18 protein-coding genes, 1 pseudogene and 1 riboswitch are annotated in these 16,851 nt (G+C 40.0%); of the genes and pseudogenes, 16 read left to right on the top strand and 3 right to left on the bottom strand.

The window, feature by feature from the left end; all coding sequences use genetic code 11:
* Window positions 1-544: 544 nt before the first annotated feature.
* Window positions 545-1,582, top strand: coding sequence for a KPN_02809 family neutral zinc metallopeptidase (ypfJ, locus tag B2V22_RS05560; RefSeq protein ID WP_290490960.1), 1,038 nt, complete (start codon window positions 545-547; stop codon window positions 1,580-1,582).
* Window positions 1,583-2,002: 420 nt separating this feature from the next.
* Window positions 2,003-2,100, top strand: a riboswitch (SAM riboswitch).
* Window positions 2,101-2,171: 71 nt separating this feature from the next.
* Window positions 2,172-2,486 carry a hypothetical protein gene (locus tag B2V22_RS05555; protein ID WP_290490959.1) on the top strand — a complete coding sequence of 105 codons (315 nt, stop codon included), beginning with the start codon at window positions 2,172-2,174 and terminating at the stop codon, window positions 2,484-2,486.
* An 88-nt stretch (window positions 2,487-2,574) separates the two neighbouring features.
* Here B2V22_RS05555 and B2V22_RS05550 read toward each other — a convergent pair whose 3' ends face one another.
* A complete protein-coding gene (locus tag B2V22_RS05550) occupies window positions 2,575-3,423 on the bottom strand; it encodes an SDR family oxidoreductase (RefSeq protein WP_290490958.1) in 849 nt (282 codons plus the stop codon).
* Window positions 3,424-3,523: 100 nt separating this feature from the next.
* On the opposite strand from B2V22_RS05550, the gene B2V22_RS05545 reads away from it, so the two are divergent.
* The 11 genes and pseudogenes from B2V22_RS05545 to B2V22_RS05495 all read left to right on the top strand — a co-directional run.
* The gene (locus B2V22_RS05545; RefSeq protein ID WP_290490957.1) at window positions 3,524-3,997 is read left to right on the top strand and encodes an Rrf2 family transcriptional regulator; all 474 of its coding nucleotides are present in this window, start codon (window positions 3,524-3,526) and stop codon (window positions 3,995-3,997) included.
* Window positions 3,998-4,273: 276 nt separating this feature from the next.
* A complete protein-coding gene (locus tag B2V22_RS05540; protein ID WP_290490956.1) occupies window positions 4,274-4,477 on the top strand; it encodes a YwbE family protein in 204 nt (67 codons plus the stop codon).
* Window positions 4,478-5,010: 533 nt separating this feature from the next.
* The gene (locus tag B2V22_RS05535) at window positions 5,011-6,474 is read left to right on the top strand and encodes an anthranilate synthase component I family protein (RefSeq protein WP_290490955.1); all 1,464 of its coding nucleotides are present in this window, start codon (window positions 5,011-5,013) and stop codon (window positions 6,472-6,474) included.
* A 2-nt stretch (window positions 6,475-6,476) separates the two neighbouring features.
* Window positions 6,477-7,064, top strand: a complete 588-nt coding sequence (locus tag B2V22_RS05530) for an anthranilate synthase component II (RefSeq protein ID WP_290490954.1) — start codon at window positions 6,477-6,479, stop codon at window positions 7,062-7,064.
* On the top strand, window positions 7,057-8,085 hold the full coding sequence (trpD, locus tag B2V22_RS05525) for an anthranilate phosphoribosyltransferase (RefSeq protein ID WP_290490953.1): 1,029 nt from the start codon (window positions 7,057-7,059) through the stop codon (window positions 8,083-8,085). Before B2V22_RS05530 ends, trpD begins: the two co-directional genes overlap by 8 nt.
* Window positions 8,082-8,864 carry an indole-3-glycerol phosphate synthase TrpC gene (gene trpC / locus B2V22_RS05520; protein ID WP_290490952.1) on the top strand — a complete coding sequence of 261 codons (783 nt, stop codon included), beginning with the start codon at window positions 8,082-8,084 and terminating at the stop codon, window positions 8,862-8,864. Before trpD ends, trpC begins: the two co-directional genes overlap by 4 nt.
* Window positions 8,864-9,478 (top strand): phosphoribosylanthranilate isomerase, encoded by a 615-nt coding sequence (locus B2V22_RS05515; RefSeq protein ID WP_290490951.1) that lies wholly within the window; start codon window positions 8,864-8,866, stop codon window positions 9,476-9,478. Before trpC ends, B2V22_RS05515 begins: the two co-directional genes overlap by 1 nt.
* On the top strand, window positions 9,471-10,655 hold the full coding sequence (trpB, locus tag B2V22_RS05510; protein ID WP_290490950.1) for a tryptophan synthase subunit beta: 1,185 nt from the start codon (window positions 9,471-9,473) through the stop codon (window positions 10,653-10,655). Before B2V22_RS05515 ends, trpB begins: the two co-directional genes overlap by 8 nt.
* The gene (gene trpA / locus B2V22_RS05505) at window positions 10,648-11,418 is read left to right on the top strand and encodes a tryptophan synthase subunit alpha (protein WP_290490949.1); all 771 of its coding nucleotides are present in this window, start codon (window positions 10,648-10,650) and stop codon (window positions 11,416-11,418) included. Before trpB ends, trpA begins: the two co-directional genes overlap by 8 nt.
* A 278-nt stretch (window positions 11,419-11,696) precedes the next feature.
* Window positions 11,697-12,452: a helix-turn-helix domain-containing protein gene (locus B2V22_RS08490; RefSeq protein ID WP_003143816.1), complete on the top strand. Its 756-nt coding sequence runs from the start codon at window positions 11,697-11,699 to the stop codon at window positions 12,450-12,452.
* Window positions 12,410-13,243 (top strand): annotated as a pseudogene (locus B2V22_RS05495) (IS3 family transposase); the annotation flags it as partial. The gene B2V22_RS08490 and the pseudogene B2V22_RS05495, both read left to right, overlap by 43 nt.
* A 123-nt stretch (window positions 13,244-13,366) precedes the next feature.
* Here B2V22_RS05495 and B2V22_RS05490 read toward each other — a convergent pair.
* The gene (locus tag B2V22_RS05490; RefSeq protein ID WP_026466596.1) at window positions 13,367-13,747 is read right to left on the bottom strand and encodes a VOC family protein; all 381 of its coding nucleotides are present in this window, start codon (window positions 13,745-13,747) and stop codon (window positions 13,367-13,369) included.
* Window positions 13,748-13,838: 91 nt separating this feature from the next.
* Between B2V22_RS05490 and B2V22_RS05485 the strand changes: the two genes are divergently transcribed.
* From B2V22_RS05485 to B2V22_RS05475, 3 genes are all read left to right on the top strand, one after another.
* Window positions 13,839-14,048 (top strand): GNAT family N-acetyltransferase, encoded by a 210-nt coding sequence (locus B2V22_RS05485; protein ID WP_290490948.1) that lies wholly within the window; start codon window positions 13,839-13,841, stop codon window positions 14,046-14,048.
* A gap of 251 nt (window positions 14,049-14,299) precedes the next feature.
* The gene (locus B2V22_RS05480) at window positions 14,300-15,184 is read left to right on the top strand and encodes a hypothetical protein (RefSeq protein ID WP_290490947.1); all 885 of its coding nucleotides are present in this window, start codon (window positions 14,300-14,302) and stop codon (window positions 15,182-15,184) included.
* Window positions 15,156-15,671, top strand: a complete 516-nt coding sequence (locus tag B2V22_RS05475) for a hypothetical protein (RefSeq protein ID WP_290490946.1) — start codon at window positions 15,156-15,158, stop codon at window positions 15,669-15,671. The genes B2V22_RS05480 and B2V22_RS05475 overlap by 29 nt, the downstream gene beginning before the upstream one ends.
* 278 nt (window positions 15,672-15,949) lie before the next feature.
* Here B2V22_RS05475 and B2V22_RS05470 read toward each other — a convergent pair whose 3' ends face one another.
* Window positions 15,950-16,432, bottom strand: coding sequence for an ECF transporter S component (locus tag B2V22_RS05470; protein WP_290490945.1), 483 nt, complete (start codon window positions 16,430-16,432; stop codon window positions 15,950-15,952).
* Window positions 16,433-16,851: the final 419 nt, after the last annotated feature.

Raw genomic sequence — 16,851 nt, 5'->3', positions numbered from 1 at the left:
CAATAATGTGTTGACATTCCAATGCACGTAATCAAGGGTGTAAGGGATGTATCCTTACTTGCGAGAAAGAATTGATTGCTTATGATGAAAAATTTGGATATAAGAATTTAGGTAAATCTGAATCAGTTCATGGTGGCGCAACTTGGTATGATATGAGACTGGATTTTTAAGATTAAAACTTGTGATCGGGGTAAAGCGACTTGATATTAAACGCATATTCGGACAGGTTAAAGGAAGTTTAAAAATTTAGAATCTCATCCACTCCTTCCATCTTTAGATAGTCATCAAGTCAGAAAATTAAACATAGTAATACAAGTAGATATAGATTGATAGAGGTGTTGAATGTGTAGAAGATATTCAACGCCTTTACTGCTTTATTGACTTTTTTCGTAATAGTTCAATAAAAGATACTTCAGTATTTTTTACGGGTGACGCTAGTCTTAATTACCACCTTATTATAAATTGTGGGGAACGTTTACATTACATTTGTTCATGGAATATATCACATATGTTATAATGGAGAAAACTGTCAGGGGGTATTTCCATGAAATGGCAAGGGCGCAAACGTAGTGGTAATGTAAAAGACTTGCGTGGTCGAAACACCGGAAATGGTGGATTAGGTGGTTTGGGGCAAGGGCGATCCGGAGGTAGAATACCTATTCAGCTTCCAGGTGGTCGCGGGACTTCAACTGGAGGCAGAAGCTTAGGTTGCGGTTCGATTATCTTACTGCTGATTATATTCTTTGTATTTGGTGGGACATCTTTATTAGGTGGCAACCAATCTAGTTCAAGTAATAATCAAACAAACGATCAAACTGGACAGGTAGAGGTACAATTACCAGGACAGATGGAATCGAATACGCAAATTCAAGCCAATCCTAATAGTCAGGTCAGTTTACCAGAGACTGGATCAACAGATAGTGAAACAGTTACTGAAGATGAGTTGGCTGAATTTGTTTCAGTTATCCTTTATGATACCGAAGAGTATTGGACACAAGCATTTTCTGAAGCTGGATATACTTATAAGGCGCCAGATTTGGTCATCTTTGAGGATGCTGTGAATTCATCTTGTGGGTATAACACATCTGAAGTTGGTCCTTTCTATTGTCCAACGGATGAAACTATTTACATCGACCTAGATTTCTATAATCAACTTGTTAAAAATTATGGAGGCGGTGGTGATTTTGCTATGGCCTATGTGATCGCCCATGAAGTAGGGCACCATGTTCAACAGCAACTTGGCCTTTCCAATCAGGTTCGACAAATCCAGTCTGAAGTTGGTCAAACTGAACAAAATCAATGGACTGTACGGATGGAATTACAAGCTGACTATCTTGCTGGTGTATGGGCACATAACGTTGTTGAGAATGATTGGATGGAAGCAGGGGACCTTGAAGAAGGATTAAACGCAGCTTATCACATTGGTGATGACGTCTTGCAAGAAAAAGCTTATGGCCGTACGATGCCCGACTCTTTCACCCATGGTACTGCTGAGCAACGGCAAAGATGGTTTAAGAAAGGATTAGAAGCAGGCGACTTGTCACAATGGGACACTTATAATATAGACTACAATAGCCTATAAAGTGGGTCACAGAATGTGCTTAATGATTATAGTATACATATGTAGGGAATTTTAGTGCAGCAACACATACTGTATTTGAATAGGGTCTTATATATAAAATCTTCGTATGTTTTTAAATAAGTAATGATTATACTAGCTATTAGTATGGTTTGTAGATGCCTCCTAAAGCGAGATTACAGTCTTGCTATAGGAGGTTTTATCATGTGGAAGATAGCTAGGATATGCCATATGTCAAATGAATGATGACAGTTTTGAAACGTCGAACTAGCGTCGCGTAACAGTATCATCATTTTTACTTCATAATTGAATGGCTAAATAAGTCGCATAAAAAATTGCTTATCTTAATTTAAATGTCGAATTTCATCACGATTTGAAATCTATCCATACATTTGGTATAATACGCATACAATTAAAGAACACAACTTATTCAGAGCAAGTGGAGGGATTTGGCCCTATGAAGCTTCAGCAACCTACCTTTGGCAAGGTGCTAATTCCAACTCGAAAGAGATAGATGAGTCTAACCAAGTTATTGGCACGACGAGTCGCGTTGTGCTTTTTTTATTGAATAAAATAACTAGGAGTGTGTTGAATGTTTAATGATGAATGCGTGAGTTTTAGTGAATTTGTAGGTGGGATTGGTGCCTTAGGTTTTATGCCGTATTTTCGTTTCTACAGAAGTAAGAAAGGGGATCCTAAAGAACATGATCATATTGCTGTGATCTGTCGTGATAAGCCATGTTCTGGGACACATATTGCTAGAGTTTGCGTGTGTTGTATAGGAAAAGTCCATGTTAATGATTATGATGGATTTAAGGAGGCAATAAGTCTTGAAACTTATGATCAATTGGTCAATTTGATTACTAATTTTTCCTATACAGATGTGGACTATAAAGCAATACGGTAGTAAAAAAGAGACCCTACTAGTTGTCGCTAAGGCTAGCTAGTAGGGTCTTTTGATTTTTTTTGAAGAAGGGTTTATTGAACGATATGAATTATTGAAGTAATTCTTTAAAGGCGTCTACAAGCGGTGTTAATGGCTTGCCTAATACTTTTTCAAAGTCATCTGATTGTACATCTAATACACCATTTTTGATGTCTCCTTGAATCGCTAGGAAGAAGCCAGCTACTGGTTCTGGTAATTGATTGTCAGTTAGATTTTTAACGAATGTTTCGTCGTCAGTATCTAAAGGCGCAATTTCTTTACCTGTTGCTTCTGCTAGAGCTTTAGTTAAAGTCGCGTAGTCTACTGGTTTACCAGATAGTTCTAGAATTTCAGGGAAAGTTTTTTCACCAGCTAAAACGATTGCAGCTGCTTCACCGTATTCGCGGCGTAATGCCCAACCAGCTTTTCCATTTTCAGCGGCGTATAATAGTTTGCCACTGCTTAAAGCTGCACCTACTAGCGGTAGTTCATTTTCCAAGTACCAGTTGTTTCTTAAAATTGTAAAAGGAATGCCGGATGCTTTGATGGCTTTTTCGGTATAACGGTGGTCAGTTGCTAGTTCGGCAGAAGATCGGTCTGCATGGGCGAAGCTTGTATAGGTGATAAAGCTAACGCCAGCTTCTTTGGCTGCATCAATCGCATTTTGATGTTCTTCTTGACGAGTGCCAGGTGCTGATGAAACTAGTAACAAGCGGTCAATACCTGTGAAGGCAGCTTTTAAAGATGCTTTATCTAAGTAATCGCCGATGTGTACTGTGTAGCCAGCCTCAGCAAGTGGCGCAGCTTTTTCTTCGCTACGTGCTAAGACGTGGATATCTGACACGGGAACTAACGTTTTTAATTTGTCTAATGTGTGGGCACCCAAGGCACCTGTTGCGCCAGTTACTAAATATTTCATGAATAAACACTCCTTTTTCAAACCTGTAATAATTAAAGTTACAGGTTAATGATAGTGAATGTGCTATAATAAGTCAAGAGAAAAGAGGTGGGATATTCAGATGAAACATTCAGTAAAATTTAGTGACGCTATTCATATTCTAGTTTATATCGAGATGCTTCAAGGTACAGACTTATCTAGTGAAGTGATTGCCAAAAGTGTGAATGCTAATCCCGTTTCTGTTAGACGCATGATGAGTAGACTTAAAAAGGCCGGCCTGATTACCAGTCAATCAGGAAAGGCCAATCCGAAATTAAGTAGAGAAGCATCGGCGATTTCCTTTTATGATATTTATCAAGCTATTGATGAAGAACAGCAAATATTCCGTGTAGATGAGAAAACAGCACCTGCTTGTATCGTAGGCGGTAATATCCAAGGTGTTTTAGCTGATAAATATGATCAATTGCAACGTAGTGTCGAATTGGAGATGCAGCAAATCAACTTAGCGGATATTATCCATTCCATATCCAAAAGTGCTAGTCAGTCACAAATGATTGATGAAGAAACCGCGCAAATGATTCAAAGATTTTTATAAAGTTATAGTCTAAAATAGATAGACGAAAAGATCTGTAAAATTAACCGCCATTATGCGCATATTTTACAGATCTTTTTTGTATTCGGTACTTAGTTGCTTTAAATCTAAATATAATTGCCCATGATAGCTATGCTGACCTACGTGTGAATGACCTCAAACAAAGAGCTAGTGTAGGTAGTATTGGTGCGGAGGGCTACTTCAAAGAATTGAAGTAGACACTAGCAGAAGTTTTGGATGGTATAATTCTGATAAATAAAGAGAAAAGGGGGAAAAACAATGAATGAAGGAAATAAAAGAAGTCATATTCAAATTGGTAGCCAAGTGAAGATTGTTCAAAAGCAAGACCAACATTCAGGAAAATTAACAGCGGGTATTGTCAGTAAAATTCTAACCAATTCCCAAAATCATCCACATGGCATTAAGGTCATGCTAGAAGATGGCATTGTTGGTCGAGTAAAAGAAATTCAACATAAAAGATAAAAATAATGCCTATAGAAAGGACTTATCAGGAATAAACATCGATGACTATTTGCTAAAATGTCTTTAGTATATGAGTAGAAGATGTGTTTTATAATGTTTTTTTAATAAAAGCCTTGACTTATTTTTGCCTGTTCCTTTATACTCTAACTAATCGAATAACAACTTTAAACCAATGAAGTGGAGATAACGGTGTAACGTGCAGTTACAGGGAGTGGGGATTACTGAGAGCCTCGCACAACGCAGTGCATCAAATGGACCACGGAGGGCGCAGTTAAAGGAAGTGTATTTGGAGATAAACTTCTGATTATTCTGCGACGTGACGCATACGTCAGTTGCGAGGGATATGTTAGTATCCTGCAGAGCGTACAGGCGTAGTGTCTGTAAATTCAAGGTGGTACCGCGGATGTTTTTAGAGCACCCGTCCTTGACTTGTATAAGTCATGGATGGGTGCTTTTTTGTTGTTTTCGCCCCAATTGTCATGACTAGCCGTAATTTTATGATTTCAATAATGAATTAAAAGGAGCGTACGACAATGATTAAACCAAGTTTAGAAGAAGCGAGACAGTTAGGGAAAGACCATACGATTATCCCAATTGCTTTAGAAATTTTTTCCGATGTAGCAACCTCAATCGAAGTGCTAAGAACGATCAGCAAACAATCTGACCACTTTTACCTACTGGAGAGTGTGGTGAATAAAGATAACTGGAGTCGCTATTCTTTTCTTGGCTATAAACCAAACGTGTCGATCTATTCTACAGACGGTCAAGTAACCGTGCGAGAGGGCAAGCATGAAGAAATCTTCCAAGCAGATGATCCACTAGCATCCTTGAACGATGTCCTTGACCGTTATAAGAGTCCAAGTATTGATTATTTACCGCCTTTTACAGGAGGTTTGGTTGGTTACTTGTCTTATGACTGCATCAAATATACGGAACCATCTCTACAGTTAACGAAAAATAACCCAGAAAATTTCCGGGACTACCATTTCATGTTGATGGATAAAGTCATTGCCTTTGACCACTTCCGCCAAAAGATTGTCTTAATCGTCAATATTGAAACCGACAAATTAGAAGAAAACTACATCCAAGGGGCTACAGACTTGAAAGATATGGAGCAGATGATTATGCGTCCAAACCCTGTTCGCGAGGAGGACTTGACCCAAGAGGTGGGCAACTTTGAAGCTTTGTTTAGCCAAGAAGATTACGAGCGTATCGTAGAGAAAATCCAACACCATATTGTGGAGGGTGACATCTTCCAAGCGGTGGTATCCAACCGGTTTAAGGCCCCATTTGCCGGGTCATTACTCCAAACTTATCGCCTGCTTCGGACGATTAATCCGTCACCTTACATGGTCTACATGCATTTCGATGACTTAGAAATCGCGTGTGCATCACCGGAAACCCTGGTCTCTGTTCGTAACGGGGTCGCTTCATCCTTCCCACTAGCCGGTACTGTACCGCGCGGGGCAACGGATGCGGAAGATAGAGCATTAGTTGAAGGCCTCTTGCAAAACGAAAAAGAGTTGGCCGAACATGACATGCTTGTTGACTTAGCCCGCAACGATATCGGAAAGGTCGCTGAATTCGGTACCCTAGAAGTCAGTGAATACAGAGCCATCAAGCAGTTTTCACACGTCAGCCACATTTCATCCAAGGTAACGGCCAAAGTCAGACCAAACGCGACTTGTTTAGATGTCTTAAAATCAGCACTACCAGCGGGTACTTTATCCGGTGCCCCTAAGATTCGGGCCTGCCAATTGATTGATGAAATTGAAAATACCAAACGAGGCCCATATGGCGGTGCTTTAGGCTATATCGACTTTGCCGGCAACATGGATATGTGTATCGGCATCCGGATGGCTGTCTTGAAGAATGACCAAGTCTTTGTCCAATCTGGCGCTGGGATTGTGGCAGATTCAGACCCTGAAAAAGAATACTTAGAAACGAAGAACAAGGCCAAAGCCATGATGACAGCATTAGGACACGAGGAGGCATAACCATGATTTTACTGATTGATAACTACGACAGCTTTACTTACAATCTCTACCAATTGATCGGCAAGAATACGGATGAAGCTATCCAAGTTGTGCGAAATGACCAAGTCACCATCGAAGAAATTATTGATTTAAATCCCTCACATATTGTTATCTCTCCTGGTCCAGGACGACCGGAGGATGCAGGCGTCACAGTGGCTGTCACCAAAGAATTGGCTGACCATTTTCCAATTTTAGGGGTTTGTTTAGGTCTTCAAGCGATGTGTCTAGCTTACGGGGCGGATATTATTCATGCCCAACCGGCTGTTCACGGGAAACAGTCGACCATTCATGTGGCGAGTGGGAGTGAGATTTTTAGAGGGTTACCGCCAGTTGTGCCAGTAGCCCGCTACCATTCGCTGATTGCGGACCGACAAAGTATGCCGGATGAGCTACTGGTGATTGCCGAATCGGACAAGGGTGAGGTGATGGCTGTCCGTCACCGTGAATACCCAATGTTTGGCGTCCAGTTCCATCCCGAGTCGATACTAACACCTTCAGGCGAGACGATGATTCAGAATTTTCTTAAAGTAGGAGGAAACACACATGATTAACAAGGCGATTAACGAATTATTCTCAGGCAATGATTTATCTAAAGAAACAGCAGGCCAAGTCATGAACCAGATGATGGAAGGGGAAGCTACTGACAGTCAGATGGGTGCTTACCTTGCGGCTTTGCGGATGAAGGGTGAAACAATTGATGAAATTACTGCTTCAGCTGAAGTCATGCGTGATAAGGGTCTTAAATTATCCGCAAAAAAAGACGTTCTTGATATTGTTGGGACGGGTGGGGATGAACTAAACTCCTTCAATATTTCAACCATTTCTGCCTTTGTCGTTGCGGCTGCTGGTGTTGCGGTAGCCAAACATGGTAACCGGTCCGTATCGAGTAAATGTGGGTCAGCGGATGTATTGGAAGTCTTGGGCGCAAACATTTTCCTAACGGCGGACCAAAGTGCACAAATCTTAGAGGAAACAGACTTCTGCTTTATGATCGCCCAAACTTACCATTCAGCCATGAAACATGTGGCGCCTGTCCGTAAACAATTAGGAGCTCGTACGATGTTCAATATTTTAGGTCCCTTAGCCAATCCAGCTGGGGCAACCAAACAATTATTGGGTGTATACGACGAGAAATTAGTGGAACCACTTGCTCAAGTATTAAACCAATTGAATGTGAAACGCGCTATGGTGGTGCACGGTCATGACGGCTTGGACGAAATTACCATTACGGATACCACAACCATTTGCGAAGTCAATGATGGTAAGGTGACTAGCTACTTTATCACCCCAGAACAATTCGGCCTTGAACGCGGTCAATTAAGTGAGCTTATCGGTGGTGATCCAGAAGAGAATGCTCAGATCGCTTTAGATATCTTAAACGGTGAACAAGGTGCCCGCCGCAATATCGTTGTCATGAACGCGGCTTGCTGCCTGTACATGGGAAAAGATGAACTGTCTTTACGTGACTGTGTCCGTCTGGCTGAAGATATGCTTGATTCAGGTAAAGCTAAAGCCAAATTAGACGAATTTATTGCCGCAACAAACCGTATTGGTCAGGAGGTCACTGCATGAGTATCTTAGATGAGATCGTCCGCGCTCGGGGGAAAAGGGTAGCCGAAGACAAGCTGAAAACACCTTTGGAAGACTTGTTAGCGACTTTACCAGACCGTCATTTGCCACCTTTTGCTTTTGAACAAGCCTTGAAAGAAGGAGAGATGTCCTTTATATGCGAAGTGAAGAAAGCATCGCCATCAAAGGGTTTAATCGCCAAAGATTTCCCTTATGTAGAAATTGCCAAAGATTACCAAGCTGCTGGGGCTACGGCCTTGTCGGTTTTAACGGAAGAAGATTATTTCCAAGGGCACAACCAATATTTAAGGGAAATTAGCCAAGCAGTGGCTATTCCTATTTTGCGGAAAGATTTTGTGATCGACCCTTATCAAATTTACCAAGCCCGGGCAATCGGGGCGGACGCCATATTATTGATTTGTGCAATTTTAAGTCCAGACCAGTTGGCCGCATACATTGCCTTAGCGGACGAATTGGGCTTGTCGGTTTTAGTGGAAGCCCATGACGCAGACGAAATCGCCATGGCCATTGAAGCCGGCAGCCGAATTATCGGGGTCAACAACCGGAATTTACATAACTTTGAAGTGGATTTCCAAAATTCTATTCGCTTGAGAAATCTGACGCCGGATGACACGGTCTTTGTGGCTGAGAGTGGGATTAAGACAGCTGCAGATATCAAATTATTGCATGACAACAGAGTGGATGCGGTTTTAATCGGTGAATCTATGATGTTGGCGGGCGATAAGCAAGCGAAATTAAGTGAACTTAAAGGAGCATTATAATGGTTAAGGTGAAAATTTGTGGCTTGAGACGGCCGGAAGATATTGAGGCGGCGAATGCGGCTAAACCAGATTTTGTAGGTTTTATCTTTGTGCCAGAAACCAAGCGATATGTATCCCCTGATTTAGCAGCAAAATTTAGACGTAATTTAGCGGCCGATATTCAAACGGTGGGCGTTTTTGTGAATGCCCCAATTGACGAGATTGTGGCCATTTGTCAGGCTGGGACCATTGATTTGGTTCAGTTACACGGTGAAGAAGATCAGGGCTATATCGAACAGTTGAAGGGTCAAGTTGACCAAGATATTATCCAATCGGTTGCGGTTGGGAATGACTTAGAGGTGGATCCGAGTCAAGCGGCCTATTTGTTATTCGACAGCTTGAGTCCTAGCCGCGGTGGTTCAGGAAAGGTATTTGACTGGCAGATGGTTTCAGCATACCAAGATATGCCCTTTTTCCTGGCTGGAGGTCTAGGGGTTGATAATATTGAAAAGGCCTTAAAAGTGGTTCGGCCTTATGCGGTAGACGCGTCGTCGTCACTTGAAACTGATGGGGTCAAAGATCCAGTGAAGATGCAAGAATTCGTAGCAAAAATACGGGAGGTAACACATGACTAATGGTAGATTCGGCGACTTTGGTGGCCAGTATATTCCAGAAACCTTGATGGCTGAAGTGCAACGGGTGGAGGAAGCCTACAATTTTTATAAAAATGATCCAGACTTTCAGAAAGAATTGACTGCTTTATTAAATGATTATGCTGGTCGTCCGTCGCGTTTGTATTATGCAGAGAATATGACGGCAGATTTAGGCGGGGCCAAGGTATATCTAAAAAGAGAAGACCTGAACCATACCGGGTCGCACAAAATTAATAACGTCCTAGGGCAAGCCTTGTTGGCGAAAAAAATGGGGAAAACCCGTTTAATTGCAGAAACTGGGGCTGGTCAGCACGGGGTGGCGACAGCAACAGCGGCGGCCTTGTTGAAGATGGAATGTGAAATTTTTATGGGGCAAGAAGATACAGACCGGCAAGCTTTGAATGTCTTTCGGATGGAATTGTTAGGGGCTAAGGTGAACAGCGTGGCTAAGGGAACCAAAACCTTGAAGGATGCGGTGAACGAAACTATGCGTGAATGGAGTAATCGGGTGGAGGATACCCATTATGTCCTAGGTTCAGTTATGGGGCCTCATCCATATCCAACTATGGTGCGGGACTTCCAAAGTGTGATTTCTCGTGAAATTAAAGATGAATTCCAGAAAAATCTTGGGCAATTGCCGGATGCAGTCATTGCTTGCGTGGGTGGTGGGTCTAATGCTATCGGGACTTTCTACCACTTCATTGAAGACGAAGGGGTTCGTTTAATTGGTTGTGAAGCGGCTGGAAAAGGAATTCATACGACTCAACATGCAGCGACTATGGCCAAGGGGACGACAGGTATTTTCCACGGTATGAAGAGTTTATTCTGCCAAGATGAATATGGTCAAATCGCCCCAGTTTATTCGATTTCAGCGGGTCTTGACTACCCAGGGATTGGGCCAGAACATGCCCGTTTAAATGAAGTTGGCCGTGCGGAATACGTACCAGTAACAGATGATGAAGCAGTGGCAGCTTTTGAATACCTCTCTAAAATGGAAGGGATTATTCCAGCGATTGAATCTGCCCACGCTGTTGCTTACGCCCAAAAATTGGCGCCTACATTGTCACCAGACCAAAGCATCGTGATTTGTCTATCAGGACGTGGGGACAAGGATGTGGCAGCCATTGCCCGTTATAAAGGAGAAGAGATTTATGAGTAAAATAGCTGAAGCATTCCAAAATAAAAAAGCCTTTATCACCTATTTGATGGCAGGCGATCCCAACCTGGACCAATCAGCTGAAAATATCTTAGCCGCCCAAGAAGCAGGGGCAGACTTGATTGAAATCGGGATTCCTTTCTCAGATCCAATCGCTGAAGGGCCAGTTGTAGAAAATGCGAGTGTCCGGGCTTTATCAGCAGGGGTGCGCTTGAATAATGTCTTTGACATGGTAGCTTCATTGCAAGATCAAATCCATGTGCCATTAGTTTTTATGACCTACTTAAACCCGGTTTTTGTGTATGGTTATGATAAGTTTTTCGCTAAATGCCAAGAAATTGGTGTTTCTGGTATTATCATTCCTGACTTGCCTTTTGAGGAAGATGACGAGGTGAAAGTTGTTGCGAATCAATACGGGATTGAAGTCATTACTTTGATTGCACCGACCTCTAAAGACCGGATTAAAGATGTTGCCGAAAAGGCAGAAGGCTTCATCTATCTAGTGTCGTCTATGGGTGTTACTGGTGTGCGGTCTAATATCACAACGGATATTTCTGCCATGGTGGCGGAAATTCGTGCTGTTTCAGATATTCCAGTAGCCGTTGGTTTTGGGATTAACCAGCCAAGTCAGGTGAAAGATATCTCAGCCAAAGCAGATGGCGTCATTGTAGGAAGCGGGATTGTGCGTTTAGTTGAAGCTCACGGTGAAGAAGCAAAAACTTACATTTATGACTATGTCCATGAAATGCAGGCAGCCCTAAGGTAGCATGCTCTAGGAAATATTGGTAAAAGTTGATGCTGAAGGCAAAAGGTGACTAGTAACGAAAATACCGCTACTTCACCATGGATAATTCAACTAGACTAAAACCATCTTGTCTATCTATAAAGGGACCACATATACTATTTTTATACGTATCAAGAAGCGTACGAAATTGACATTTGAATAGGGGCGGAATAATAAAACAAAAGGCGTTACCTTAGCGAGTGATATGCTCCCCCTAAAGTAGACACTTAAAAAAGAAAAATTACTTTAGGGGGATTTTTATGCGTTCAAACAGTAAACATACAACTGAAGAAATCGAAAGATATATTTTGATGTATCTGAATGAAGGAATCAGTTTCAAAGAATTAAAAGAAGCCTATGGTTTATTAATTAATTGGACGTCCTTTTGGGATAAAGTCTTAAGATACCAAGAGCATGGAATTAGTGGGATTCAAGTTAAATCTAAGTACAATAAATATAGCAAAGAATTTAAGGACTTAGTCGTGAAAGAATATTTAGAAGATAGATTACCTATAGGTCAGCTAGCTGTTAAATATAATATCCCAAAAGTTGATACTGTCAGGAGCTGGATAAACAAGTATACTAAAGGGGAAGAAATGAGGAGCTATTCTCCAAAATCCGAGGTGTATACGATGACAGATAAAAAATCAACACAAGAAGAAAAAATCAAAATAGTCCAAGACTGCCTAGCTAATAGTTTATCTTATAAAAAAACTGCTGAGAAGTATCAGGTATCCTACAATAACGTGTATTCATGGGTTCAAAAATATAAGAAGCATGGTCCTGACGGACTAGTAGATGGACGAGGTCGCGGCAAACCAAACTCTGTTCAAACGGAAGAAGAAAGAATCCGGGCTGAAAATGCAGCTTTAAGAGCACGAAATGAGTATCTAGAAACGGAGAACGTAGCGTTAAAAAAGTTAGAAGAAGTGGAAAGAGAGTTGATGTCACGCAAACGAGGTATGAAGCGGAATACCAAACGATCAAGAAACTACAAAAAGAAGGATACAAAGTAATCCATCTCTGTGATGCTTTGGGTGTGAGCAGAGCGGGTTATTATAAGTGGTTGAAACGCAAGCCGACTGCGTCGGAAAAACGGCTTCGAAAGCTTGTTGAATTAATCCTTCAAGTCTATGAAAAGCATAAAGGTATTTATGGCTATCGTCGAATAACTATCTATCTGAACTACTTCATGAACGCTAAAGTAAACCATAAGTGTGTCTATCGTTTGATGAAATTACTGAACTTGAAAGCTGTTATCCGTCGGAAACGATATCGTTACAAGCCCCACAATCCTGCACATATCGCCGATAATGTCCTCAATAGAGAATTCCGAAAGGACTATCAATCGATGGAAGTCTTATTAACCGATGTGACTGAATTTAAGTATGGAGAGAACGCCAAAGCTTATCTTAGTGCCATATTGGATTATGGCGAAAATAAGATCGTAGCCTTTAAACTATCGAAACGTAATGATAATGCCTTAGTTCGTGATACAGTTCGCCAAATTGAAGACAAGATTATATCAACCCAAACGCTTATTCATAGCGATCGGGGATATCAATACACGTCATACGACTTTAATAATTTTGTGAAGAAACATCAACTCACCCACAGTATGTCTCGTGTGGGGAAATGCATTGATAACGGTCCAATGGAGAACTTTTGGGGAATTATTAAAGAAGAAATGTATCGGCTGAAGACTTATGTGAGCTTTGAAGAATTAGAGAATGATATTAAACAATATATTGGGTTTTATAACACTCAACGGGTGACGTTAAAAATGGGCTTAAGCATTCCGGCATAAAAAAAGCCATGGATGAAAAGTATCATACATGGCACAAAAATTTTGTTTATTTACCTGTCTACTTGACAGGGTGCAGTTCAGAGTAAACTAGGGTAACGCCTTTTGTTTTATAGGAATGGGTAATTATTTTTTACGTTTAACTTCAATTCTGTAACCATCTGGGTCAGTTACGAAGAAGTATGAAGGTGTGCCTCCTGAAAGACCTTTTAAGTCGCCAGTTTCATAAGCAGATGCTTTACAAATTTCATGCATAGCTTCTAAATCATCAACAGTTACACCTAAATGGCTAAAGCCGTCGCCAATTGTGTATGGATCTGCATCATAGTTGTAAGTCAACTCAATTTGGACATTTGAACCTGGTGAGTTTAAGTAGATTAAATCAAATTTATTCTCCGGAAACTCTCTGCGGCTAGCTACCTCAAAATCAAATAGATTTGTATAGAAATCTAAAGTCGCATCAATATCTCTCACACGTAAACAAATTTCAACAAGTACTTGGCTCATTCTAAATACCTCCGTTAGTTTTGATTAATTTCATCATAACATAGATGGGAAATACAGTCGCATGATATGGATTAACTGAAAAAATTAAGATTTGGCGGTAGTTATAGATGCCAAGGTTATCGGCAATTTGTTTGTGACTTATACAGACATGCAAGAAACGGTGGAGATTGGCTATACTTTCTCAAAAGGTTTTAGGGGAGAAGGCTATGCCAAGGAAGCTGTCTATGTTCTGATAGCTACCGTATTAGACCAATCTAATATTCATCGCATAGTGGCGCGAATTTGGATGCTAGAAAAATAAGTTCTGCAGCTTTATGTGAGCGACTGGGCATGCGAAAGGAAGTTCATTTTATCCAAGATTATTGGCCTAAGGGTGAGTGGACGGATTCATTGATTTATGCCATATTGGCAATTGAATGCGGTACATATATTTAGGCAATCAAAGCCAAGTAATTTATTTTAAACTTATTAGTAAACTGCACATATTAAGATTGTATTCCCTGTAACTTTTAATATAATATATATAATTAAACAGTTTGGGAGACGATTGCTATGACGGAGAATACACCATCAAAGAATAATGAAGTTAATGTTATGGTTGATTCCTCAGGAAATGAGCTACAATTTGAGAGAGCGTCAGAAGGAAAAATTAGTTTCGGTAAAAAATTTAAAGAAGTTAATTTAGGTACTACTTCATTAATAGGGGGAAGTTTAGTAGATGCTGGAGTATTTTTTAAGACCAACAGTATGGCATTTGAACAAATCTTAGAAACTTATCCAAATGGCTTATATACAGCTACAGTAAGTCCTGAAAAATTATCTCATTTTAAAGTAGATAATACCTTTACGACTATGGTGAGAGACAGCGAAAATCATTTAATTAGTCATGCTGGCTTTTCTGAAATAAATATGCCAAACGCTATTAACCCTGCAATGGTTTTAGGAATTGGTATGCAAGCCATGGCTTTTGCTTCAAGTACCTATTATCTTAATGAAATTAATAGTCAAATTTCTGCTATCGATGAAAAATTAGACGTGCTTTTTAATATGCATGAAGATGAAATTATAGGCAAGATAATATCTGCAAGTAAAGGTTTACTAGAAATTGCTAAGCGTAAAATGGTAGATCAAGCGGATATCGGCCAAATCAGACATCTTAAAATTGAAATTACGAGTATCTATGAACAGTTCCAGCAAAGATTGAAACGATATGAACAAGACTTACTGCAGAAGAATAATCAAAAAACAGAAGACAAATTGATAGGTGATATTAACTATGCAATAAAATATGCCTTTGAAACAGATAAATTATCCTTATATGCTGATTTAATAGAAATTAGTGTTCGAATAAAACTGGGTAATTCAAATGAATTAATTAAAGCGCGAACTGAAGAACTTAAAGAAAAATTTGCGAATAGTTTCTATTTTAAATTATGAAACGAAACTAGAAGATATTTATGATGTCATCGTTCAACAAAAAAATGAAGAGTTGGCCCATAAAACGAATCGACTAGAGGGATCTGAGAAATTTCTGGAAAGTTTTAGCGAAAAGTCTAGCAACTTACCGTTTTTGAAAAAGGATAAGAATGAAGACAAAGCTAAGAAAAAGGGATTAAAATTACCTGGACAAGTTGAGAAGCTTTCTGGGTCTGTTGGACAGTTTTCAAAAAATATTGGTGAGGCGTCAAGTAAGGGGCTTAAGTCCGTCGTAACAGGTTTGCCTAAGCGAGAAGTAGCCAAAGTTGAAGAAAGACTAGCCGATATAAATCAGGAATTATCGACTACTATTGAAGCTCTATCTCGTAATAGAGATATCGATGAAATGATAAATGAAGTCATCTCTTTGTCCAATCAAGATCAAGAGTTGCTATATATCGTAACAGAAGATAATGAGCAACGATTATTCATACCTGAAAGGGTCTAATGATACGGAAAATAAAACGTATATTTGAATCTGGCGTGTAAGTATAAATAGTCCAAGCGGTTTAAAATAAATTGCTTGGACTATTTTTTCATGTTATTCCCCTTCATAACTTATTCGCTGGGAGGCGAAAAGTGCTGCGTTTCGCAAGATTTGGGTCTATTTTTAGGTTTTTACCTTATTGACCCGAGACAAGGGGCCAACAATAGCTATCAAATCAAAAATGACCACTAACTCGAGGTTCGAGCTAGTGGTCATTTCCTTTTAACTACATATTCAACCTATAAGTAGCGTTCAATAACTGGTTTTAATCGGATACTGATTGGAATAGCGATCAAGACCCCTACACCAGATTGTAGAATATTAGTGAACAAGCCAGCAATCGCTGCAGCAACCGTACCATATAAGATCCAGCTAGCAATCGCATAACCGACAATCATCACAACAGCGGATAAAACTAAGTATAATACTTTTTCTTTACGGCCTTTATCTTTGGCCAAACCAGCAATATATCCTTGCGCTCCGTGGATAACTGCTGAGAAGATAATCCACTGTGCATAGCCTGAGAGTAAGTCAATTAACCCACCAGACATGGCACCGACAACGAGTCCGCCCACTGGTCCAAAGACTAATGAAGCCGTCACAATCCCCACATCAGCAAATGTGAAGAATCCGTTCGATGCAGGAACAGGAATAATGATAAATAAAGAAATGGCTACAACTAGTGCCGCCGTTACCGCATAAAAAGCATATTGCTTTTTCATAAAAACTTCCTCCCTAACCATAGAAAAATAAAAATATCCACTAAATGAAATTTTTATTAGATAATATATATTTTTTTAATCCAATATTTATCATAACATTTGACGAAAAATAAAGAAAGATACATAAAACGTTTTCATTTTTATCGGAGAAGAAAAGTATAATGTCGATAACTGGATTAAATTTACTCTTAAAAGATTAATTATTATCGATTGCCTATCACAACTTATTTAACAACTCAAAAAGACCAAGAACAATATAAAATGTCAAAGGTTTTTATAAAGAAAAACTTATTGCTGTAGCAATGTTGGAAATACGTATTAATTTTATTACTACTTTGGCGGTGGTCAATGGGAATACGAAACAGGCTAGCAGCCGCCTTGTGGATTACCTGTACAAAAACCGACAAAAGAATAAAGTG

Origin of the sequence: Aerococcus sp. UBA6277 (genome assembly GCF_002440555.1) — a bacterium.
Classification (GTDB): Bacteria; Bacillota; Bacilli; order Lactobacillales; family Aerococcaceae; genus Aerococcus.
Note: the sequence above shows the minus strand (reverse complement) of the source record. Positions and strands in the feature narration are given on the sequence as shown.